The sequence below is a fragment of the Tannockella kyphosi genome (genome assembly GCF_021054785.1).
GTDB classification, from domain to species: domain Bacteria; phylum Bacillota_I; class Bacilli_A; order Erysipelotrichales; family Coprobacillaceae; genus Tannockella; species Tannockella kyphosi.
Genome location: NZ_CP088239.1, coordinates 715,332 through 731,150, shown reverse-complemented (window position 1 = coordinate 731,150; position 15,819 = coordinate 715,332). Strand labels below are relative to the sequence as shown.

The 15,819-nt window shown below is 33.8% G+C and carries 15 protein-coding genes and 1 pseudogene; all 16 read right to left on the bottom strand.

The window, feature by feature from the left end; translation table 11 throughout:
• Nucleotides 1-136: 136 nt before the first annotated feature.
• Nucleotides 137-1,078, bottom strand: a pseudogene (locus LRR82_RS10935) (ArdC-like ssDNA-binding domain-containing protein); the annotation flags it as partial.
• 113 nt (nucleotides 1,079-1,191) lie between these two features.
• Nucleotides 1,192-1,644 carry a hypothetical protein gene (locus LRR82_RS03825; protein ID WP_249030205.1) on the bottom strand — a complete coding sequence of 151 codons (453 nt, stop codon included), beginning with the start codon at nucleotides 1,642-1,644 and terminating at the stop codon, nucleotides 1,192-1,194.
• 136 nt (nucleotides 1,645-1,780) lie between these two features.
• A complete protein-coding gene (locus LRR82_RS03820) occupies nucleotides 1,781-2,431 on the bottom strand; it encodes a DNA topoisomerase (protein ID WP_249030204.1) in 651 nt (216 codons plus the stop codon).
• A gap of 61 nt (nucleotides 2,432-2,492) precedes the next feature.
• The gene (locus LRR82_RS03815; RefSeq protein WP_249030203.1) at nucleotides 2,493-2,669 is read right to left on the bottom strand and encodes a transposon-encoded TnpW family protein; all 177 of its coding nucleotides are present in this window, start codon (nucleotides 2,667-2,669) and stop codon (nucleotides 2,493-2,495) included.
• A gap of 108 nt (nucleotides 2,670-2,777) precedes the next feature.
• Nucleotides 2,778-3,482 carry a hypothetical protein gene (locus LRR82_RS03810; protein WP_249030202.1) on the bottom strand — a complete coding sequence of 235 codons (705 nt, stop codon included), beginning with the start codon at nucleotides 3,480-3,482 and terminating at the stop codon, nucleotides 2,778-2,780.
• Nucleotides 3,483-3,502: 20 nt separating this feature from the next.
• Nucleotides 3,503-5,275 (bottom strand): restriction endonuclease FokI C-terminal domain-containing protein, encoded by a 1,773-nt coding sequence (locus LRR82_RS03805; protein WP_249030201.1) that lies wholly within the window; start codon nucleotides 5,273-5,275, stop codon nucleotides 3,503-3,505.
• A 19-nt stretch (nucleotides 5,276-5,294) separates the two neighbouring features.
• A complete protein-coding gene (locus LRR82_RS03800) occupies nucleotides 5,295-7,232 on the bottom strand; it encodes a Dam family site-specific DNA-(adenine-N6)-methyltransferase (protein WP_249030200.1) in 1,938 nt (645 codons plus the stop codon).
• Between the two features lie 82 nt (nucleotides 7,233-7,314).
• Entirely contained in the window at nucleotides 7,315-8,772 is a 1,458-nt protein-coding gene (gene mobQ, locus LRR82_RS03795) for a MobQ family relaxase (RefSeq protein ID WP_249030199.1), read from the bottom strand.
• Between the two features lie 167 nt (nucleotides 8,773-8,939).
• Complete coding sequence (locus LRR82_RS03790) at nucleotides 8,940-9,239, bottom strand: DUF3847 domain-containing protein (protein ID WP_249030198.1); 300 nt, start codon at nucleotides 9,237-9,239, stop codon at nucleotides 8,940-8,942.
• 88 nt (nucleotides 9,240-9,327) lie between these two features.
• Complete coding sequence (locus LRR82_RS03785) at nucleotides 9,328-9,714, bottom strand: TnpV protein (protein WP_249030197.1); 387 nt, start codon at nucleotides 9,712-9,714, stop codon at nucleotides 9,328-9,330.
• Nucleotides 9,715-9,716: 2 nt separating this feature from the next.
• On the bottom strand, nucleotides 9,717-11,558 hold the full coding sequence (locus LRR82_RS03780) for a DUF4368 domain-containing protein (RefSeq protein WP_249030196.1): 1,842 nt from the start codon (nucleotides 11,556-11,558) through the stop codon (nucleotides 9,717-9,719).
• Nucleotides 11,559-11,591: 33 nt separating this feature from the next.
• Nucleotides 11,592-13,007, bottom strand: coding sequence for a DNA topoisomerase (locus LRR82_RS03775; protein WP_249030195.1), 1,416 nt, complete (start codon nucleotides 13,005-13,007; stop codon nucleotides 11,592-11,594).
• Complete coding sequence (locus LRR82_RS03770; RefSeq protein ID WP_249030194.1) at nucleotides 13,000-13,875, bottom strand: phage antirepressor; 876 nt, start codon at nucleotides 13,873-13,875, stop codon at nucleotides 13,000-13,002. Before LRR82_RS03770 ends, LRR82_RS03775 begins: the two co-directional genes overlap by 8 nt.
• A complete protein-coding gene (locus tag LRR82_RS03765) occupies nucleotides 13,865-14,887 on the bottom strand; it encodes a DUF3991 domain-containing protein (RefSeq protein ID WP_249030193.1) in 1,023 nt (340 codons plus the stop codon). The genes LRR82_RS03770 and LRR82_RS03765 overlap by 11 nt, the downstream gene beginning before the upstream one ends.
• The gene (locus LRR82_RS03760; protein ID WP_249030192.1) at nucleotides 14,880-15,554 is read right to left on the bottom strand and encodes a DUF4366 domain-containing protein; all 675 of its coding nucleotides are present in this window, start codon (nucleotides 15,552-15,554) and stop codon (nucleotides 14,880-14,882) included. Before LRR82_RS03760 ends, LRR82_RS03765 begins: the two co-directional genes overlap by 8 nt.
• On the bottom strand, nucleotides 15,544-15,807 hold the full coding sequence (locus tag LRR82_RS03755) for a DUF4315 family protein (RefSeq protein WP_249030191.1): 264 nt from the start codon (nucleotides 15,805-15,807) through the stop codon (nucleotides 15,544-15,546). Before LRR82_RS03755 ends, LRR82_RS03760 begins: the two co-directional genes overlap by 11 nt.
• Between the last annotated feature and the right edge of the window lie 12 nt (nucleotides 15,808-15,819).

The following is a 15,819-nucleotide window of genomic DNA, read 5'->3' as shown; positions in this document are numbered from 1 at the left end:
CATTGATGTGACTTTCTGTATCTGCAACTTGGTCGTTGTACTCATAAGGATCAAAGTCTTGTGCAAATTTATCAATCGCACTTGCAATTTCTAATTCTTTGCTAAGTGGAACAGCCACAACAACTTCTTGTTCATGTTCTTTTGTGATTTCTGTAAAATGCTTGTCGATAGAAGTAATCAATTCTGATGAAGTCTTATTGATTGTTTCAAGAGAAGATTTAAGCTCCTTTAATTCTTTATCTTTGCTCCAATTCGCAATATAACCAAAACTATTATCACTTGTTTCAATGCCATAATAGTTACAAACAGCAAAGCTAATACTTTCTGCTTCTACTTCTTCGGTATTACGACTTTTCGGTTCAATAGGTGCTGCATTTTCTTCTTGCTGTGCCTGTCTTTTAAATTCATAATCGTGCAATCTCGAATGTGCAATCTCATGAATAAGAGCTGAAATAGTTTGTACTTCACTCATTCCCTCACGAATAACAATTTTCTTATCTACAAGATGATAATAGCCATCTGCTATTGGATTAAACTCAATCGGTACTGTTGAAGTGCGTTTTAGTGCTTCCATAAAGGTATCGAATTGTTCCACATTTCCAGTTAAATCATTAGCAAGTGTAGGGAGTGGCTCACCATAAGTCTGTGAAACGTCAAAGACAGATACCACACGGAACATAGGTATCTGTCTTTCAACTTCTTCTAATTCAATTTGTCCGTTAGCATCAAGGACTGGTGCTTTGGTGATTGGATCAAGTTTTTCTCGTTCTTCTTTGATTTTGTAAGGTGTTGGGGCAATAATCTTAATTCCTTTTTCACCTTTCTTCACATTACGAGAAAAAGTATCTTTCCATTTGTTAAAACTTGCAACTAAAGTCGCATCGGGATTTTGCATTGAAATGAGCATGGTGTTGTTTAGGGAATACTTGTGAAATCTGCTCATGGTTTTAAGATACTGCATATACTTTTCACTCTCGAAAAGATTTTGTATCCCAGTTTCAATGCTGTCGGTAATTTCTTTTAATCTCTCTTTCGGAGATTGTTTTACATCGTTTTCAGCCATATTATATAGCTCCTTTCTTGTTTTTGGGCATAAGAAAACCACCTCCGTAGAAGTGGTTAGACTTAGTGTATTTAATTAGATTTATTTTGCGTATGACAATTTTGTTTTGGGTAGTATGCGAGGTTTGCTCATTTTGTGTAGCTCAAGGTTATAACATCATCACTATTTATTACACTGAATTGTGCATTTTCTGCATATGTTATTTTCTCTGTAAAATCTATACTATAACCTAAATTGCTACTATATCCAAGCACACTTGCTACTACTTTATCATCTTTAACAAAAAGCAAATGAACCATTCCCTCGCTGATATTATTTTCTTTCACATCTGCACTTTCAAATCCAATAATTTGCTCTATCTCATCTTGACTTGCATAGGGCGAAAAAGTATACATAATATCCCATTCAAAAGGAACAATATCGTTTAATTGTATTGCTTCAGTTTCAATAGATTTAATCGAATTTTCCAATTTTTGATTATTAATAGACACCAACGGATTAGCAACTATAAAATATACTATTACTCCAAGTAAAGCTATAACAGTTGAAATAGCAAATATCTTCTTTGTCTTATTTTTCATTCAAGAACTCCATTCATTATATAAATTGCATGGTATTTCAACCATGTTTTACTTATTTCAAGATTATCGAAATAATCTTACAGAAACATTTTACACCATTTAACAAATTAAATCCATTCGCAAACTACCCAAACTTCTACTTTTTCCCAAACTCCATCTTAAAGTTTACATACTTACCACCAGTATCATCAAGCACTACGATACAATCATAATTCTTTCCAGTTTTAGCTGAGTAGCAACCTTTGAGAGTAGATTTACCTTTACTTAGTAGTTCTGATACAAGAGCTTTGGTTACTGTTTTTTTCTTAGCAGTAAAGAACTTGTTTTCTTTCCAAATTGCGAATTGACAATCTCTAGAGGAACAGCAAAAGCCTTTTTTATTCTCGGTTACATCAGCTCCACATCGAGGGCAAGTGCCGACTTTAGCACCTGCATTTTCTCTAGGGAACAGAGTATTTGCTCCCTTGATACATTCATAGGTGTTTACTAGAGAAGTAGTCATACTAGAAATTTCTTCTAAAAAGGCATTTGCCGATAGCTTACCTTGTTCGATTTCCTTTAATTTTTCTTCCCATTCTGCTGTTAGTAGTGGGGACTGAATATCTTCGGGCAATACTGTCACAAGTGCAATGCCTTTGTGTGTAGGGATAAAATATTTTACTTTCTTATCACCTTTACGTTCTACAAGACCAGTTTTAATGAGTTTTTCCATAATACCGGCACGAGTTGCAGGTGTTCCAATCCCTTTCATATCCGTATCAACTTCTGCATTGTTTGCATTTTCCATAGCTGAAAGAAGTGTATCATCTGTTGCGTTTTGTCAAGGGTAGTTTAAGAAAATATACTATTTATTCCTGATTTACAATACTTACACATTCGTTTTCAATCAATCTCTCCATCTTATCTTGCAAGGTTTCTTTACTCGTTTGACTGGAGTATACAGTTACTTCATAGATAGTCTTGCCAATTTTCTTTTTAAAACGATTTTTAGTGTTCGTGTCTTGCTTTAATGTTTGATTTTCCATATTAGTTATTCCTTTCTTTGATAATGCAAAAAGCACCTATTAACTTTGGTATTCAAAGTAAATAAGTGCTTTCAGCATCAGATATTTAGTTGTTTTAGATTTTATATACTACATTTTCTTTATTTTATCCATTGATAGCTTATAATATTTTTCATACCAATCATACTTTTCTTTAATCTTATTATCGGATACACATAATTGTTTTTTGCTAATATCTTCTTTGATAAACGATTGAAAAGAACTGCCTTTCAAAGCCACTTTCAGATAATCAACAAAATATAATCCGTCATAATCATCAAGAATAATACTCTCTTTTATTTGTTCTAAACAAATGTCATTATCGAATATTACACGAGGAAATATTGCCCCTTTTCCTTTATCTTTACAACTTTCTAATTGATGAGCCTTAACAAGTGCTGAACCAAAGGCTTTATCTCTTTCTTGATAATATTCTCCGATGGAAATCCCACCACGAGATAGGATTGATGGATTTCTTTTTATTAAAGCTGTTTGAATATATGCAGTTGCTTTAACAAGTGCAATCAGAGCTTGAGGTGCGTCAACATCAATACTTAATACAACACTATCTGACATAATATAGGTATTGATCTGAGAATATTTGGGTATACCTATAGATAATGCAAGTGTACTGTCAAAGCAAAATATCTCGTGTGTTATTTTATCAAAAACGGATGTGATATTACGAAAATCCGTCTTGAGAATTAGCTCTTTAAATCCTAAAATATCAATGAATGCTACATATCGATTATTGTATTTTGCATTTTCATTGATGTAGTTTGGTAATTTACGCAATAGTTCTTTCCTTTCCATGTTTACTGTAGCACAAACTCATAACTGTTATTTATTTTTTCCCCTATACTATGATGAGTCAGCTCGCCTGCCTTATAGAGGTTAGCACACAGCAGCAAATTTTTCACATTTAAAGATGTTCCTCTTGTATTTGTGTTTCTGCTTATTCTTTCGATTTGTGATTTATAGTTGCCAATGAAATGCCCCGATATAAACATAAAATAATGTTTTGAAATGCGATTGTCAAAATTGTTCCACCATTCATTCGGATTAACTTCATCATCTCTTGTTTGATTTTCTCTGATATATCTTTCCATTTCATCAGCTTGTGATATTGGTAAAGAATAGCCTTTTGAATATGCTTTTGTATCAATAATTACACCATAATTTTCAGCATCTTCACTGGTATAAATAATTCCATCTGGTTTCCTGCTTCCACCTAAATGAAGTCCGTTGTATTCACATTCATCAATCAATAATTCAAGTGTTTTCATCTCAAATAATCTATTTTGTTTACTGTCATAAGCTAAGTCAATAAGTGATAAGTATTCGTGAGAAATATGTGTAATATAAGGTCTGATTTCTTCTTTTATCTCAGTCAAGCTTGATTTTGTCAAGTTCTGTGTCAACGGAAGTGTGAACTCATTTATTTCATCATTCCAAATACAAGAATTAGCATAAACCTGTATATTAAGCCCTAAATTAATTAGTCCTTTTAAGTCTGCTTTAATAGTTTCAATACTTTCTTCAAAAGCGACTTGTTTCAATTTTTCCTTAACTTCATCATATCTAATTTCACCTTTATTTTCTGAAATGAATTTCAAAATATAAGTTCTTCTTGTTCTTAGGTATTCTCGATCGCTTCCTTTTGTTGCTAACATTTCAAAGCATACATTTTTAGCTATTCTTTTATGTTTACTTTTGCCAATAGTTCTATTAAGTGCAGATATTCCACTTGCTGAGATAATATATGCCTGCCCTATCGTTTCCGTATAAGTCTCATCAGCTATAGTAACGGTTATTCTCTTTGGCTTTTGAATAACTAAGCCTAATTTCGCCAACCATTTCGATGTCATTCTTGCATATTTATCAGACGACCCATCCCAATCAGCTTTCATTTTATTCTTTTCTTTTGCATCATCTGTTATAGCTAATTCACGCACAAGAACTGACTGAGGTAAACTTGTAAATCCATCCTCGCCTATAAAGCCTAATTGTTTCCCTATTTCAAATTTCGTAAGGTGCGTTCCCTCGTTTTCGCTCAATAATCTTAAAATTCTAACAGCAGGCGGGTATGCTAGTATTGCAGTAGTCAGTAACTCTTTTTCTATTTCATTCAAATCATCACCAAGAGTTTTTGCTAATGACAATTCCAACCCTTTTTCTGTAATTTCAAAGGTATCATCAGAATAATTATACTTGATGAAACCAAAGGCATATGCCCAGCGGACAAAATTGTCTGCTGGCCAATCGCTTATAAATTCCCTAACTTGACCAATAACAGTAGCTTGCACGATACCATTACATCTTGCTGAACCACGAGGCATAAAAGACGTACCAACTAAATCTAGGTATGATAGTTTTAATGGTCTACTATCCATTGATTTTAACAGTCTGTCTTTGCCATCCCTTTCCTCAACAAGACGAGGTATGATTGTATCTTTCAAATCGTTGTGTTTCTTAGAATTTTCATCAAATATCGCAACCACATCACAAAGGCTTCTGAAATTACTTGGGTCTTGTACCCAACCAAAAGCTCTAAAAGATGTTGCGTGTGTAGGTAATATATTTATCATATCGTATCTGTGAGAAATGTTAATAGTTTATTATCAACACTTCATCACTTACCCCCTTTACAGTATTATGGCTTGAATTAGAATAATCAAAATTCAAGTGAACAACTTTATATTTCTTGCTCCAGTTCATAAGTATTTCATTAGTTTTACCTTTGTGTGTTAGCACATTGGATAATGCAAACTTTACTCCCTGCACATTCAATTTATCTAAAAGTTCATACAGTTCTGTTTCTTCGTTTTCGCCCCAATCCTTAAAACCTCTATTACCATCATTGTAACTTCCTGTAGTAATAAGGTATGGTGGGTCACAATATACTAAATCTGTTTCTCCTAAGTTTGATATATCAAACCTTGCAAAATCCATGTTTGTAAATCGAATGTTTGTATGTTTTAACTTTCGCACAAATAGTAATAAATTTGTTCTCATATTTTCTGAAAATTGACTTCTGTTTTTCCCAAACGGATTATTGTATTTAAGGTCATTATTAAACCTAAACTGATAATTGAAAGAGTAGCAAGCTAATGTATATAAATCTATCGGATTTGGGCAGTTATTGTAGTAATCTCTGAATTTCAAAAAACCCTCTTGATTTTCCTTAGATAACTTAAAACTTTTAATATTTCTTTCAATTTGAAATACTATTTCTTGTTCATCTATTTGCTGAAATGCTGTAAACATTTCTATAATTTTTGTGTTAATATCATTACAAATTATACTATTAGCATTAGTGTTAATCCCAACATTAGCACCACCTGAAAAAAGGTCGACCAAAGTATTAATTTGAGGTGGGAACAATGGCATAATCTGCGGTAGTAATTTATATTTTCCACCAATATAATTTAGAGGACTTTTAATATATTTCTTTGACTGCATAACCATTGTATTGTTAGGAAAAGAAGAAATAATATCACTATTTTCCAAAATAAAATCTTTTTTGATATAAAAAATATATTCATACAATGTATCTGCTTGTTTTGATAATTTACCTTTGTATTTTCTATATGGAATATCATATCTTTTGAACGTATCACTGATACCATGTTTTTTCAAAACAGCTTCAATTTGTTCTGCACTCATTAAGCCATCACTACTGTAACTTACAACGATATGTGTGAATTTTGCCTTAGAAATCAAGTCATCAAAAGCTGATAAAACTTCAGATTTAACACAGTATAATGATTTTTGCTCTGCATAATCTCTCATCCCAGTTACACCTTTTATTGTAGGGTAATCGTACTTTGAAATTGTTTCTAGCAGATGATAGTTAGGTGCATATTGTCTAGAATTATATGGTGGGTCTAGATATAAAATATCTCCCTCAAGTTCTTCAATTAATTTTCCACCATCTGTATTAAAACAACGATTGTTTTTCTTATTATCAAGAACTTCTAATCTTCTCATTTCAAATTCTTTATAAGTGCGTTTGTCCCATTCTTTTAAATAAGCACCATAAGTACCAGTAATATTTGAAACATAAGGAACACCCTCAATTAATCCTGCAAGTAAATAAAAATACTCTGTGTCATTAATCAAACTAGATTGTTTCCAAGCTTCTATTGTATTGCGAATAAAATCAATTCGAGTTGCATTTTTGTTTGATACATACATTCTATCACAGTTTTTATTTGGAGAATAATTTTGAGTAATAAAGTATTCATCGTAACTGCAATCAGCAATTGGTGTTTCCTCCAAAAAACTAAATGGATCAACGATACCTAATTCTTTTAGCTTCAAAAATTGTGGCAATTCATTATTTTCTATTGTTGCTTTTTGAATTACATAAGAAAAATGCAATAAATCATTTGAATATATTTCATATCTTGATTTAAAATGCCTTGCGACAGTCCCCGTGCCAGAAAAAAGGTCGCAAAAAATTTGTTCATTGCCAATTGTATTTTCATTTATTACATTTTCTATTTCATTTACCAAAGCAGTCTTACTGCCTATAAATCTCATAAGTACACCTCACATCCTAAAACATCCTACTTGTAATTATATTTGATTTCTAGCCATTTGTCAATTGACAGAATATTAACTTTTATTTCGAATACCTCTCAATCTCTTTAGTCTTAGTAGGCACTTGTTTTACATCAGCAAATAATTCATCAAGTACTTTTTGTATTTTCTCTGCTTTGCCTAATTCTTCTTTATATGCTTTCATCTTCACATCGCAAGTTTTGCTTAATTGCTCTAATTCTTTACGCTCTCTTTTCCAAGTAGAAGTGCTTATTTTTCCACCACTATTTGTGAATTTCGCCCATTTAGAATTGAGAATTTCAGCTCGGTCAAGTTCAGTTGTATGTTGCTCATAAAAAGACTTTTGCTCTTTGCTCGTCAGTTTTAGGTGTTTCTTCCTAATAGGCTTTAATTGCTCGTATTCAGCCCATAAATCAAGTTGCTTATCTAGTTTGCCCATATCATTCTCAATGGTCTTTAACGCTGATTTAATAGCGTAGAAACTATCATTCATCGCTTGTATCTTTGCATTGAATTCTTCGAGATTTCCAATGTCATTTGCTTGTAAGAAATTCCATACATTAACATAATTTTTGAGGTCTTTAGTCGTTTGGTATTGATTTTTAACGATGCCTTTGTTTGTATTTAATTTTTCAAGTATAGACGACTTAAATTCTCCTCTCGATAAGTCTAATGGTTGCACTTCTAGTTCTCTTTGCCACTTCATAAGCCTTGTAATTCTTGCCTTAATTATCTTAACTTCCTTGTTGTCATCATGGATTTGTCGGTTGATATTTCCTCTATCTGTTTCAATACCTTTTTGTTCCATCTGACTTGCTGACACTCCTAAATGAATAGATGGGATTTGGTCAATGCCTTGTCTTTCATAACTTCGATGGTCTATGCGTTCTTCACACCCTAAATTTTCAAGATAGAGATTGCAATGCTCACTCCAGTTTGCTCGCCAAACTTCTGCGTTGTCTTGGCTGTTCCAATCCATTGTATCAACTTTTGTTGACTTCCAATTTCCACTTGGAAGTTTAATGCGATTACCACTATCATCAAGTATATATTCTTTGCGTGATTTTGCTCCCCATTTGCCATTTTCTTTGATAGGTCGCATAGTTAACATGATGTGACAATGAGGGTTGTTAGGGTCTTTGTTGTGGATAGATAAATCGGCTATCATACCTTGCTTTACAAAGTTAGAATTGCAAAAATCTATCATCATTCTTCGCCATAGATATGAGGGGATTTCTTTCGGTATCGACACTTCAATCTCCCTTGCAAGTTGTGCGTTATGCTGTTTTTCTATCATCTCAACAGCGTTCCATAAAATGCTACGGTCTGCATATTCTTTTGGTGCGTGGGGTGGTAGTAAAATAGCACTGTAATAGATACCACCTTTGTGTGTGTAATCGTGAGTTTCTCCGTCATATTCATTTGTTATTTTAGCACCACTTCGGTAAGCAGCAGACGCAACAGCAGATTTACTTTTACCTCGACTTATGACTTTAATAGAACAATGAAATATTGCCATAACTGCTCCTTTCGGTTTATTAGACTTTATGAAAATGACCACACCTCGCAAGGTGTAGCCATTTCGTAAAGTACACAAGGGGTTTGGGGAGAGTAGCTCCCCATTGCTTCGCAGAACGCACGCACCATTGTAAATGGTGTATAAGTGCGCCCTTGTAATCAAGGGAGTTACTGCGTATCTTCGGTTGCTGTCATTTTACTAAGCAAATGCAATGCTCGCTCACTCTGCAATACTTGTTGCAAAAATGCTTGTAACTGCTCGTTGGATAGGGATTGGATAGATGGATTGATACTTTCCAAGATTGCACCTTTTTCAATTAAATTGCGTGTGCGTTTGCTTCGATTCTTTTCTCGTTCACGCTTTTGCAACTTTTCTAGTTGATGTTCCTTTTGTTTCTTTTCTGTTCTTGTTTTTTCAATCTCGATTTGTGTTTCTTTGAGTTGCTCTACGATTGTTTTCTTTGTCATAATGAAATGCTCCTTTTCTGTTTTTAATTTGATTTTTTATATGAAAAAAGACGGAAACAATATTACTTGCTCCGTCTTAAATCCTAAATTATACATACACAATTTCGCTGTATATGATTTCTTCAATCTGTGCTAGGATGTTGTTTACCATTCCTACCCATAGAAGTTGTTTACTGGCTTTTAATTCCTCTGTGACACCTTGATTTGCTTTGTACTGGGGCAGTAGTGTGTCTAGTAAATATTGTGATTGCTCATTTACATCACGCAAGTGGGAATGTAGTTCTCCACTAAGTAACAGATGATTGTATAAAGGCTTTCTATGTTCTTTTAGGAATGTTTCTCGTATCATTCCATACTTGCCTAAAGGTCTATCATCTGTTTCTTCTTTGTCATCAAACTGTCCTAAATTTGGTACATAGTAATCGCCAACTTTGATGTAAGTACCACCCATTTTTTCAAATATACTTTGTTCCATAATTACGCTCCTTTACTTTCTTCATCAGCCTTTATTTTTGTTTGTTCCTCTTTTAATCTTTCTCTGCGTTTCCTCATATAACGATAATTATATTCTCGTTTTTTATCTCGCTTCTTCTGTAACTCTTGTTGTTCCAAAATTTCAGTTTCTGTTAGTTCAATTTCCTTTTTTGTGATTTCAATTTTACCAACGAAATTCAAATAGATTTCTATTTCTTGCGTTCTCTGATAATTTTCCCATTTGCCCTCATGCACTAAAATTTTATCAACAAATTCATTTATCATTGGTGTTGTAAGTTCACTAAGATCTGTGTACTTCTTAATAAGTTCTATGAATTTTGTAGTATTAAAACTTTCCTCATCAAGTTGTTTCAGCATAGTTTCTGATTGCTCAATGGATTGCTCTAGTTGCTTTTGTTCTTCTTCATAATCTTCAATCATCAAATTGAAACGCTTATCACTTAACTTTCCAATAACATTGTCCTCATAAAGCTGTCGTATTAGTTTGTTTAAGTCTATTACTCGTCGATTATCCTTTGTGATTTGTTGCTTCAATGAATTAACAGATTTTTCTTGTTGTGATGATGTCTTATTGATGATTTCATTTATAAATTTATCTTCATCTAACTGCACACATCTGCTAACTTCTTGTATAGTTTCAAGTAAAATATTTTTAATAGCTTCTGTACGAATATAATGCTGAGTACAAGGTACAAATCTGTAATCTTGCCTTGCTAAGTCATATGTGGAACAGTTGTATTCATCTCGATTAGGTCGCTTTTTATCTGTTTTTTCGCCACACCAATTTCGTTCATACCCAGCACTACCTCTATGATTATACATTTTCGCTCCACAGTCAGCACAATACATAAGTCCTGTTAATGGATTGGCTTCTCCAATGGTATCACTTCTACGCTTAGTTTTCTTTAGTTTTTGTACTGTTTCCCAAGTTGCTTCATCAACAATAGGCTCTTGCGTGTCTTTGAAAATTATCCAATCTTCTTTATCTGTTTTCTTCGGTTGCTTATCTTTATAGCTATCTTTGTAGGTGCGAAAATTCACAGTATGCCCCATATATTCGGGTTTGCTTAACATATGTGCAACTGTTGTCCCTCTCCATAAGTAAGGTTCTTCGGCTTTGTAATTTGAAATATGATTTCCCATTCCTCTTTGTGCTAAATAGTATGATGGTCTTTCAACTTTTTCCTCTGTAAGTACCTTTGCAATTTGATAAGGACCTTTCCCATCAATACACATTTGAAACATTCGTTTCACTACACTTGCAGCAGGTTCATCAATTAGCCATTGGCTTGGATTGTCTTTGCATTTTTTATAACCGTAGATTGCGTGATTGGTGGTATGATGTTTTCCGTCTGAACCTCTTGCTCTAAGAACAGAAGTAACTTTTCTACTTGTATCACGAATATACCACTCATTCATAATATTTAGGAATGGAGCAAACTCTGCACTTTCTCTTTTGCTATTGTCTACATTGTTTGCAATAGCGATAAATCTAACTCCTTTTTCTCTAAACATCACTTCGGTGTAAAATCCAACTTGTAAATAATCTCTACCTATTCTGCTCAAATCTCGTGTAATTATGGTTGTGACTATTCCACTTTCCACACCTTCAATCATTTGTTTCCAAGAGGGTCTATCAAATGTACCACCCGAAATTCCATCGTCCGAAAAATGTTGAATATTTGTATACCCATTATCCTCTGCATACTTCTCCAACATCTTCTTTTGATTGACAATACTGTTACTATCCCCTATAATTTCATCATCACGAGAAAGCCTTGAATACAGGGCAGTAACAGCATTTTTCTTAGTCTTTTTGCTCATAAAATCACCTTTCTCTCTCTAATAGTTTCTTAGCTACCTTTTACATAATACATCGTCGGTAAAGTTCTTAGGTGGTGAAGTTTTGCCCTCTTTGATTGAAGAATTAGCCATAAAACTATCACCCTTTGCAAGTTCGGGTAGTGGAATATCTGCTTTTTCTTCGGTTTCTTTGTAGAGCTTTTGAACTGCCTTAAATCCATCAAAGAGAATTGTTTTACCTTTGGTAGCAAAACTGTAATCGTGACACTTTCCAGTTACCACAGTTTCAGCATAGATATGATTTTCATTCGTGGCTGTCAAAAGACGCATTGCAACCAATCGTAAGATTTCACGTTCTCCAAGTGGAAGTGACTGCAAATCAAAGCCGTTTACCTTGATAGTTGGAATGATCGCATGGTGATCCGATACCTTGTTGTTATCTGTCACTTGCTCCACATTGATAGCTAGACTAGAAATATCAGACATAAAAATTCCTGCACTGGCATTTACCACAGCAGGAACGGAGTTTTTCATATCAGTTGTTAAGTATCTACTATCAGTACGAGGATAAGTCACTAATTTTTGCTCATATAGGCTTTGTGTATATTGTAAAGTTTGTTCTGCTGTAAAACCAAGTAATTTATTGGCTTCACGTTGCAAAGTGGTTAAATCATAAAGTTTCGGTGGCTTTTCTGCCTTTTCTTTTCGTTCTACTGTTTCAATAAGAACATCTTGATTATGACAAGCATTTGCCATAGCTTCAGCTTGTGATTTATCTTTCAGTTTGTCACTAGCAAGAGTAAAACCACCACAATCTAACATTACAGTATAGAGTGGCTCTGATTTAAAGGCTGTTACTTGTGAATTTCGTTCCACAATCATTGCAAGAGTAGGTGACATTACACGACCAATATTCAAGGTTTGCCCATACAAAACGGAAAATAATCTTGTTGCATTGATGCCTACTAGCCAGTCGGCTTTTGCTCTGCACAATGCAGCTTGATACAGATTTTCAAATTGTTCTCCATCATGTAGATTAGAAAAACCATTACTAATTGCTTCATCTTCAAGAGAAGAAATCCAAAGTCTTTTTACAGGCTTGATACAATCGATTTTATCATATACAAGTCGGAAGATTAACTCACCCTCACGTCCTGCATCTGTGGCACAAATAATTGTGGCCACATCTGTTTTGTTCATGAGGTTAGCGATAATCTTCATTTGCTTTTCTTTTCCTTTTGAAACGTTATATTGCCAGTCGGTAGGAAGAATAGGCAAATCGTCATATTTCCACTTGGCATATTGTTCTCCATAATGTTCTGCTGTGGCAAGTTCTACAAGATGTCCCACACACCATGAAATATAATAACCATTGCCCTCATAATACCCATCTTGTCTAGTAGTTGCTCCTAAGACCTTTGCAATCGCAAGACCTACTGAGGGTTTCTCGGCTAATACTAATTTATTCATATTGTTCCTCCAATTCGCAAATAGGTTTAATACCTGCGTGTTTTAAAATTTGATGAATGAGCAATCTTCCTTTTTGTGTCCATCTAGTTTGCACATGATAATGCTCAAATTGTTCTACAAAACCAGTGTAGGAATTTGCATATCCACAATTCATGTATTTACGATATAGCACCCATTGACCGTTTACTTTTCGATGTAGTCCTGCTTCATGCAATAAATTGTTTAATCTAATAGCTGAAATGCCATAATCTGCTGCAATTTGAGTAGCTGTCATATCAAGGTCGCTACCTAAGATGATTTCTGCATAGTCAACCATATCTTGAGCTTCTTCCATAATTTCTTCAAGAGCTTCAATGTCTACTGCTTGGTGTAGATTAGCAATCTGTAATTCTTCAATGCAAGAAATTAACTCTTTATTATTTTTTTTAAGTTCAGAGCATTTAGATTTTTGAAGTCGCATTGCTTTTCTTTCTTCTTTTAGTTGTTTCTTTAACTCATTGAATTTCTCATCGTTTGCAAGAACTTCATCAGTTGCATATATACCATATTTGCGTAGAGAAGGTAAAACATCTTCAAATACCCATCGTTCAAATTCTTGTGCTAATGGAAGTTTACTTTTAACCAACAACCTATATAAATCCGGTTCATAGATAAATACTAAATCTTGCACACCTCCATTCGTAAGGGTGGGATATTTCGTCCCACCCTTTGTATGTCTAGCAATAGCCTTGCGTGGTTCTTTGTATCCTAAAGCTGTGGCAACATCAGATCCACAAAACATAGGATTACCACCAATATCAACTGTTGTTCTAATTTCACCAAAATCCCCATGTTCAAGGATTTTTGGTTCCATTACGTTATCTTTCATAAGTTTTCACTTCTCCTTTTTTATCATTTCGAGGTGTCATTTCTGCTTCCCTCAATTTTTTTACAACTGATTTTTGAATAAATTGCAAATCTGCATTAAAGTCTTTTCTTGTTGGTGTATGAATAAAAACTTTGTATCCTTTATCCATGTACTTACTCGCACATTTTTTAGCAAACTCTTGACCATGATTATGTGGTTTGCCTTCGTGATTTTTACCATTCAAATCATTATCAAAGCAAAACACAACTTCTGTTACCTTTGGATTACTTTCTAAAAACCTTGATAATGCCTTATCCGAAAGACAACCTTCTGAAATACGATAATCATCTTGGTAGTTCATATCGTTAAGTTTCGTTTGTGTCGCATGACTAATTGCATCAATAGGACTTTCAAATATAAATACTCTTGTTCCAGTTCCATTCAACAAAAATCCATAGGTCTTGTCTGAATTTCTAACATCTTGCCTAAAGTTGCTTTTTCCTAATCCACGCAACGCACAATACTTAGGATTGTTATTGTTGTCATAAGATACAAAGGCACAATTTGTAAAAGTTGCTCCCTTAAATTCAGATACAGCCGAATAAATCTTGCCTTGTAAAATTAGTTCCTCAACAATATCTTTATCAAGGCATCTATCTTCGATTAGGTACTTTTTCACTTTACTACTATCTTCATTTTTAATAGGGAGTACCAGTTCACCTCTTTTCATTTCATGCTCTACTACTACTGGAATAGTATTTGCATAAGCCTTTGAATTTAGGATATGCTCTACTGCTTCAATAAAAGTAAATCCTTGATATTTCTTTGCAAAACCGACAATGTTTCCACTGTCAGTTTCACTAAAGTGATGATACCCTTTGGGAAATAGAAAAAGTCCTCCGTAATCTTTCACACGATAGGACTTTCTGTCTGCTCTTACCACATCAAAACCTTGTGATTTAGCATATTCAATTAAGTTAGTATCAAACACTCGGCTCATTTCTTCATTTGTAAAAGGCAATGGCTTAGTCATTTAATTCATCCTCCAGTTCTTCATCCGTAGCATCATCAAAATCAAAACCATATTCTTCTTCGTCAGTATCATCTTCATCTTCAAATTCAAAATCATCAAAATCCGTTGTCGGTTTTGCTGTATTTTTCTTTGGTTTCATGAATTTAAGATAATAAAATAATCCACCACCGAGCAATGCTACAAGTCCTACTACTGCAAGCATCATAGAACTGCTTGCTTCAGCTGCTGATGTTTCTCCAGTAGTCGTATTTGTAGTTGTTGACTCTGTTTCTGTTAAATCGGTAGTTCCAGTAGTATCAGAAGTATCTACTGTTGGTGTAGACTCTACTTGTGGCTCATCTTCGATAAGAGCTAATAAGTCAGCTTCATCAACTAGATTTAGAAAGTATACGTTGTCTGTATCACCCGAATGATCAATAACAAGATAAAAGTAATTTCCATTTTTACTTTGCACTGTAATAAATTGTTTATCTTCTGTGTTATCTGTTTCTACATCATCAACAAGGGTTAAGTTACCCTCGGGAGTGAGTGAATAAGTTTCAGTAGAAGAAATCGTTGTAGTTTCTTCTGTATCACTCTCATCCGTACTACTAGCAAAAGCTGTTAGCGAAGTCATACCCATGCAAAGTGTCATAACAAGGGTTAAAGTCATAATTTTAATCTTCATCAATAATATCCTCCATTTTCTTTTTATCTTCTTGTTTTAAAGAAGCTCCATTTTTATAAAAATCAGTAAATGATTTCATAACATTTTCAATATCATAAGTTGTTACTTTCATTCCTCTAACCATACCGATAATTTCAAGATTTTCTAAATCTACTTTTTCTTGATTTAGCTGTTTTAATCTTTCTTGAAATTCTGCAATTTTCTGCTCTGTGTTATCAATTTCCTTAATAACCTTTTTAATTTTTGCGTTCATCTAATAAAACCT

Bases quoted from the DNA above. Each gene is read 5' to 3' on its own strand.
- LRR82_RS03825 (WP_249030205.1), bottom strand. From the start codon at position 1,644: ATGAAAAATAAGACAAAGAAGATATTTGCTATTTCAACTGTTATAGCT.
- LRR82_RS03820 (WP_249030204.1), bottom strand. From the start codon at position 2,431: ATGGAAAATGCAAACAATGCAGAAGTTGATACGGATATGAAAGGGATT.
- LRR82_RS03815 (WP_249030203.1), bottom strand. From the start codon at position 2,669: ATGGAAAATCAAACATTAAAGCAAGACACGAACACTAAAAATCGTTTT.
- LRR82_RS03805 (WP_249030201.1), bottom strand. From the start codon at position 5,275: ATGATAAATATATTACCTACACACGCAACATCTTTTAGAGCTTTTGGT.
- LRR82_RS03800 (WP_249030200.1), bottom strand. From the start codon at position 7,232: ATGAGATTTATAGGCAGTAAGACTGCTTTGGTAAATGAAATAGAAAAT.
- mobQ (WP_249030199.1), bottom strand. From the start codon at position 8,772: ATGGCAATATTTCATTGTTCTATTAAAGTCATAAGTCGAGGTAAAAGT.
- LRR82_RS03790 (WP_249030198.1), bottom strand. From the start codon at position 9,239: ATGACAAAGAAAACAATCGTAGAGCAACTCAAAGAAACACAAATCGAG.
- LRR82_RS03785 (WP_249030197.1), bottom strand. From the start codon at position 9,714: ATGGAACAAAGTATATTTGAAAAAATGGGTGGTACTTACATCAAAGTT.
- LRR82_RS03780 (WP_249030196.1), bottom strand. From the start codon at position 11,558: ATGAGCAAAAAGACTAAGAAAAATGCTGTTACTGCCCTGTATTCAAGG.
- LRR82_RS03775 (WP_249030195.1), bottom strand. From the start codon at position 13,007: ATGAATAAATTAGTATTAGCCGAGAAACCCTCAGTAGGTCTTGCGATT.
- LRR82_RS03770 (WP_249030194.1), bottom strand. From the start codon at position 13,875: ATGAAAGATAACGTAATGGAACCAAAAATCCTTGAACATGGGGATTTT.
- LRR82_RS03765 (WP_249030193.1), bottom strand. From the start codon at position 14,887: ATGACTAAGCCATTGCCTTTTACAAATGAAGAAATGAGCCGAGTGTTT.
- LRR82_RS03760 (WP_249030192.1), bottom strand. From the start codon at position 15,554: ATGAAGATTAAAATTATGACTTTAACCCTTGTTATGACACTTTGCATG.
- LRR82_RS03755 (WP_249030191.1), bottom strand. From the start codon at position 15,807: ATGAACGCAAAAATTAAAAAGGTTATTAAGGAAATTGATAACACAGAG.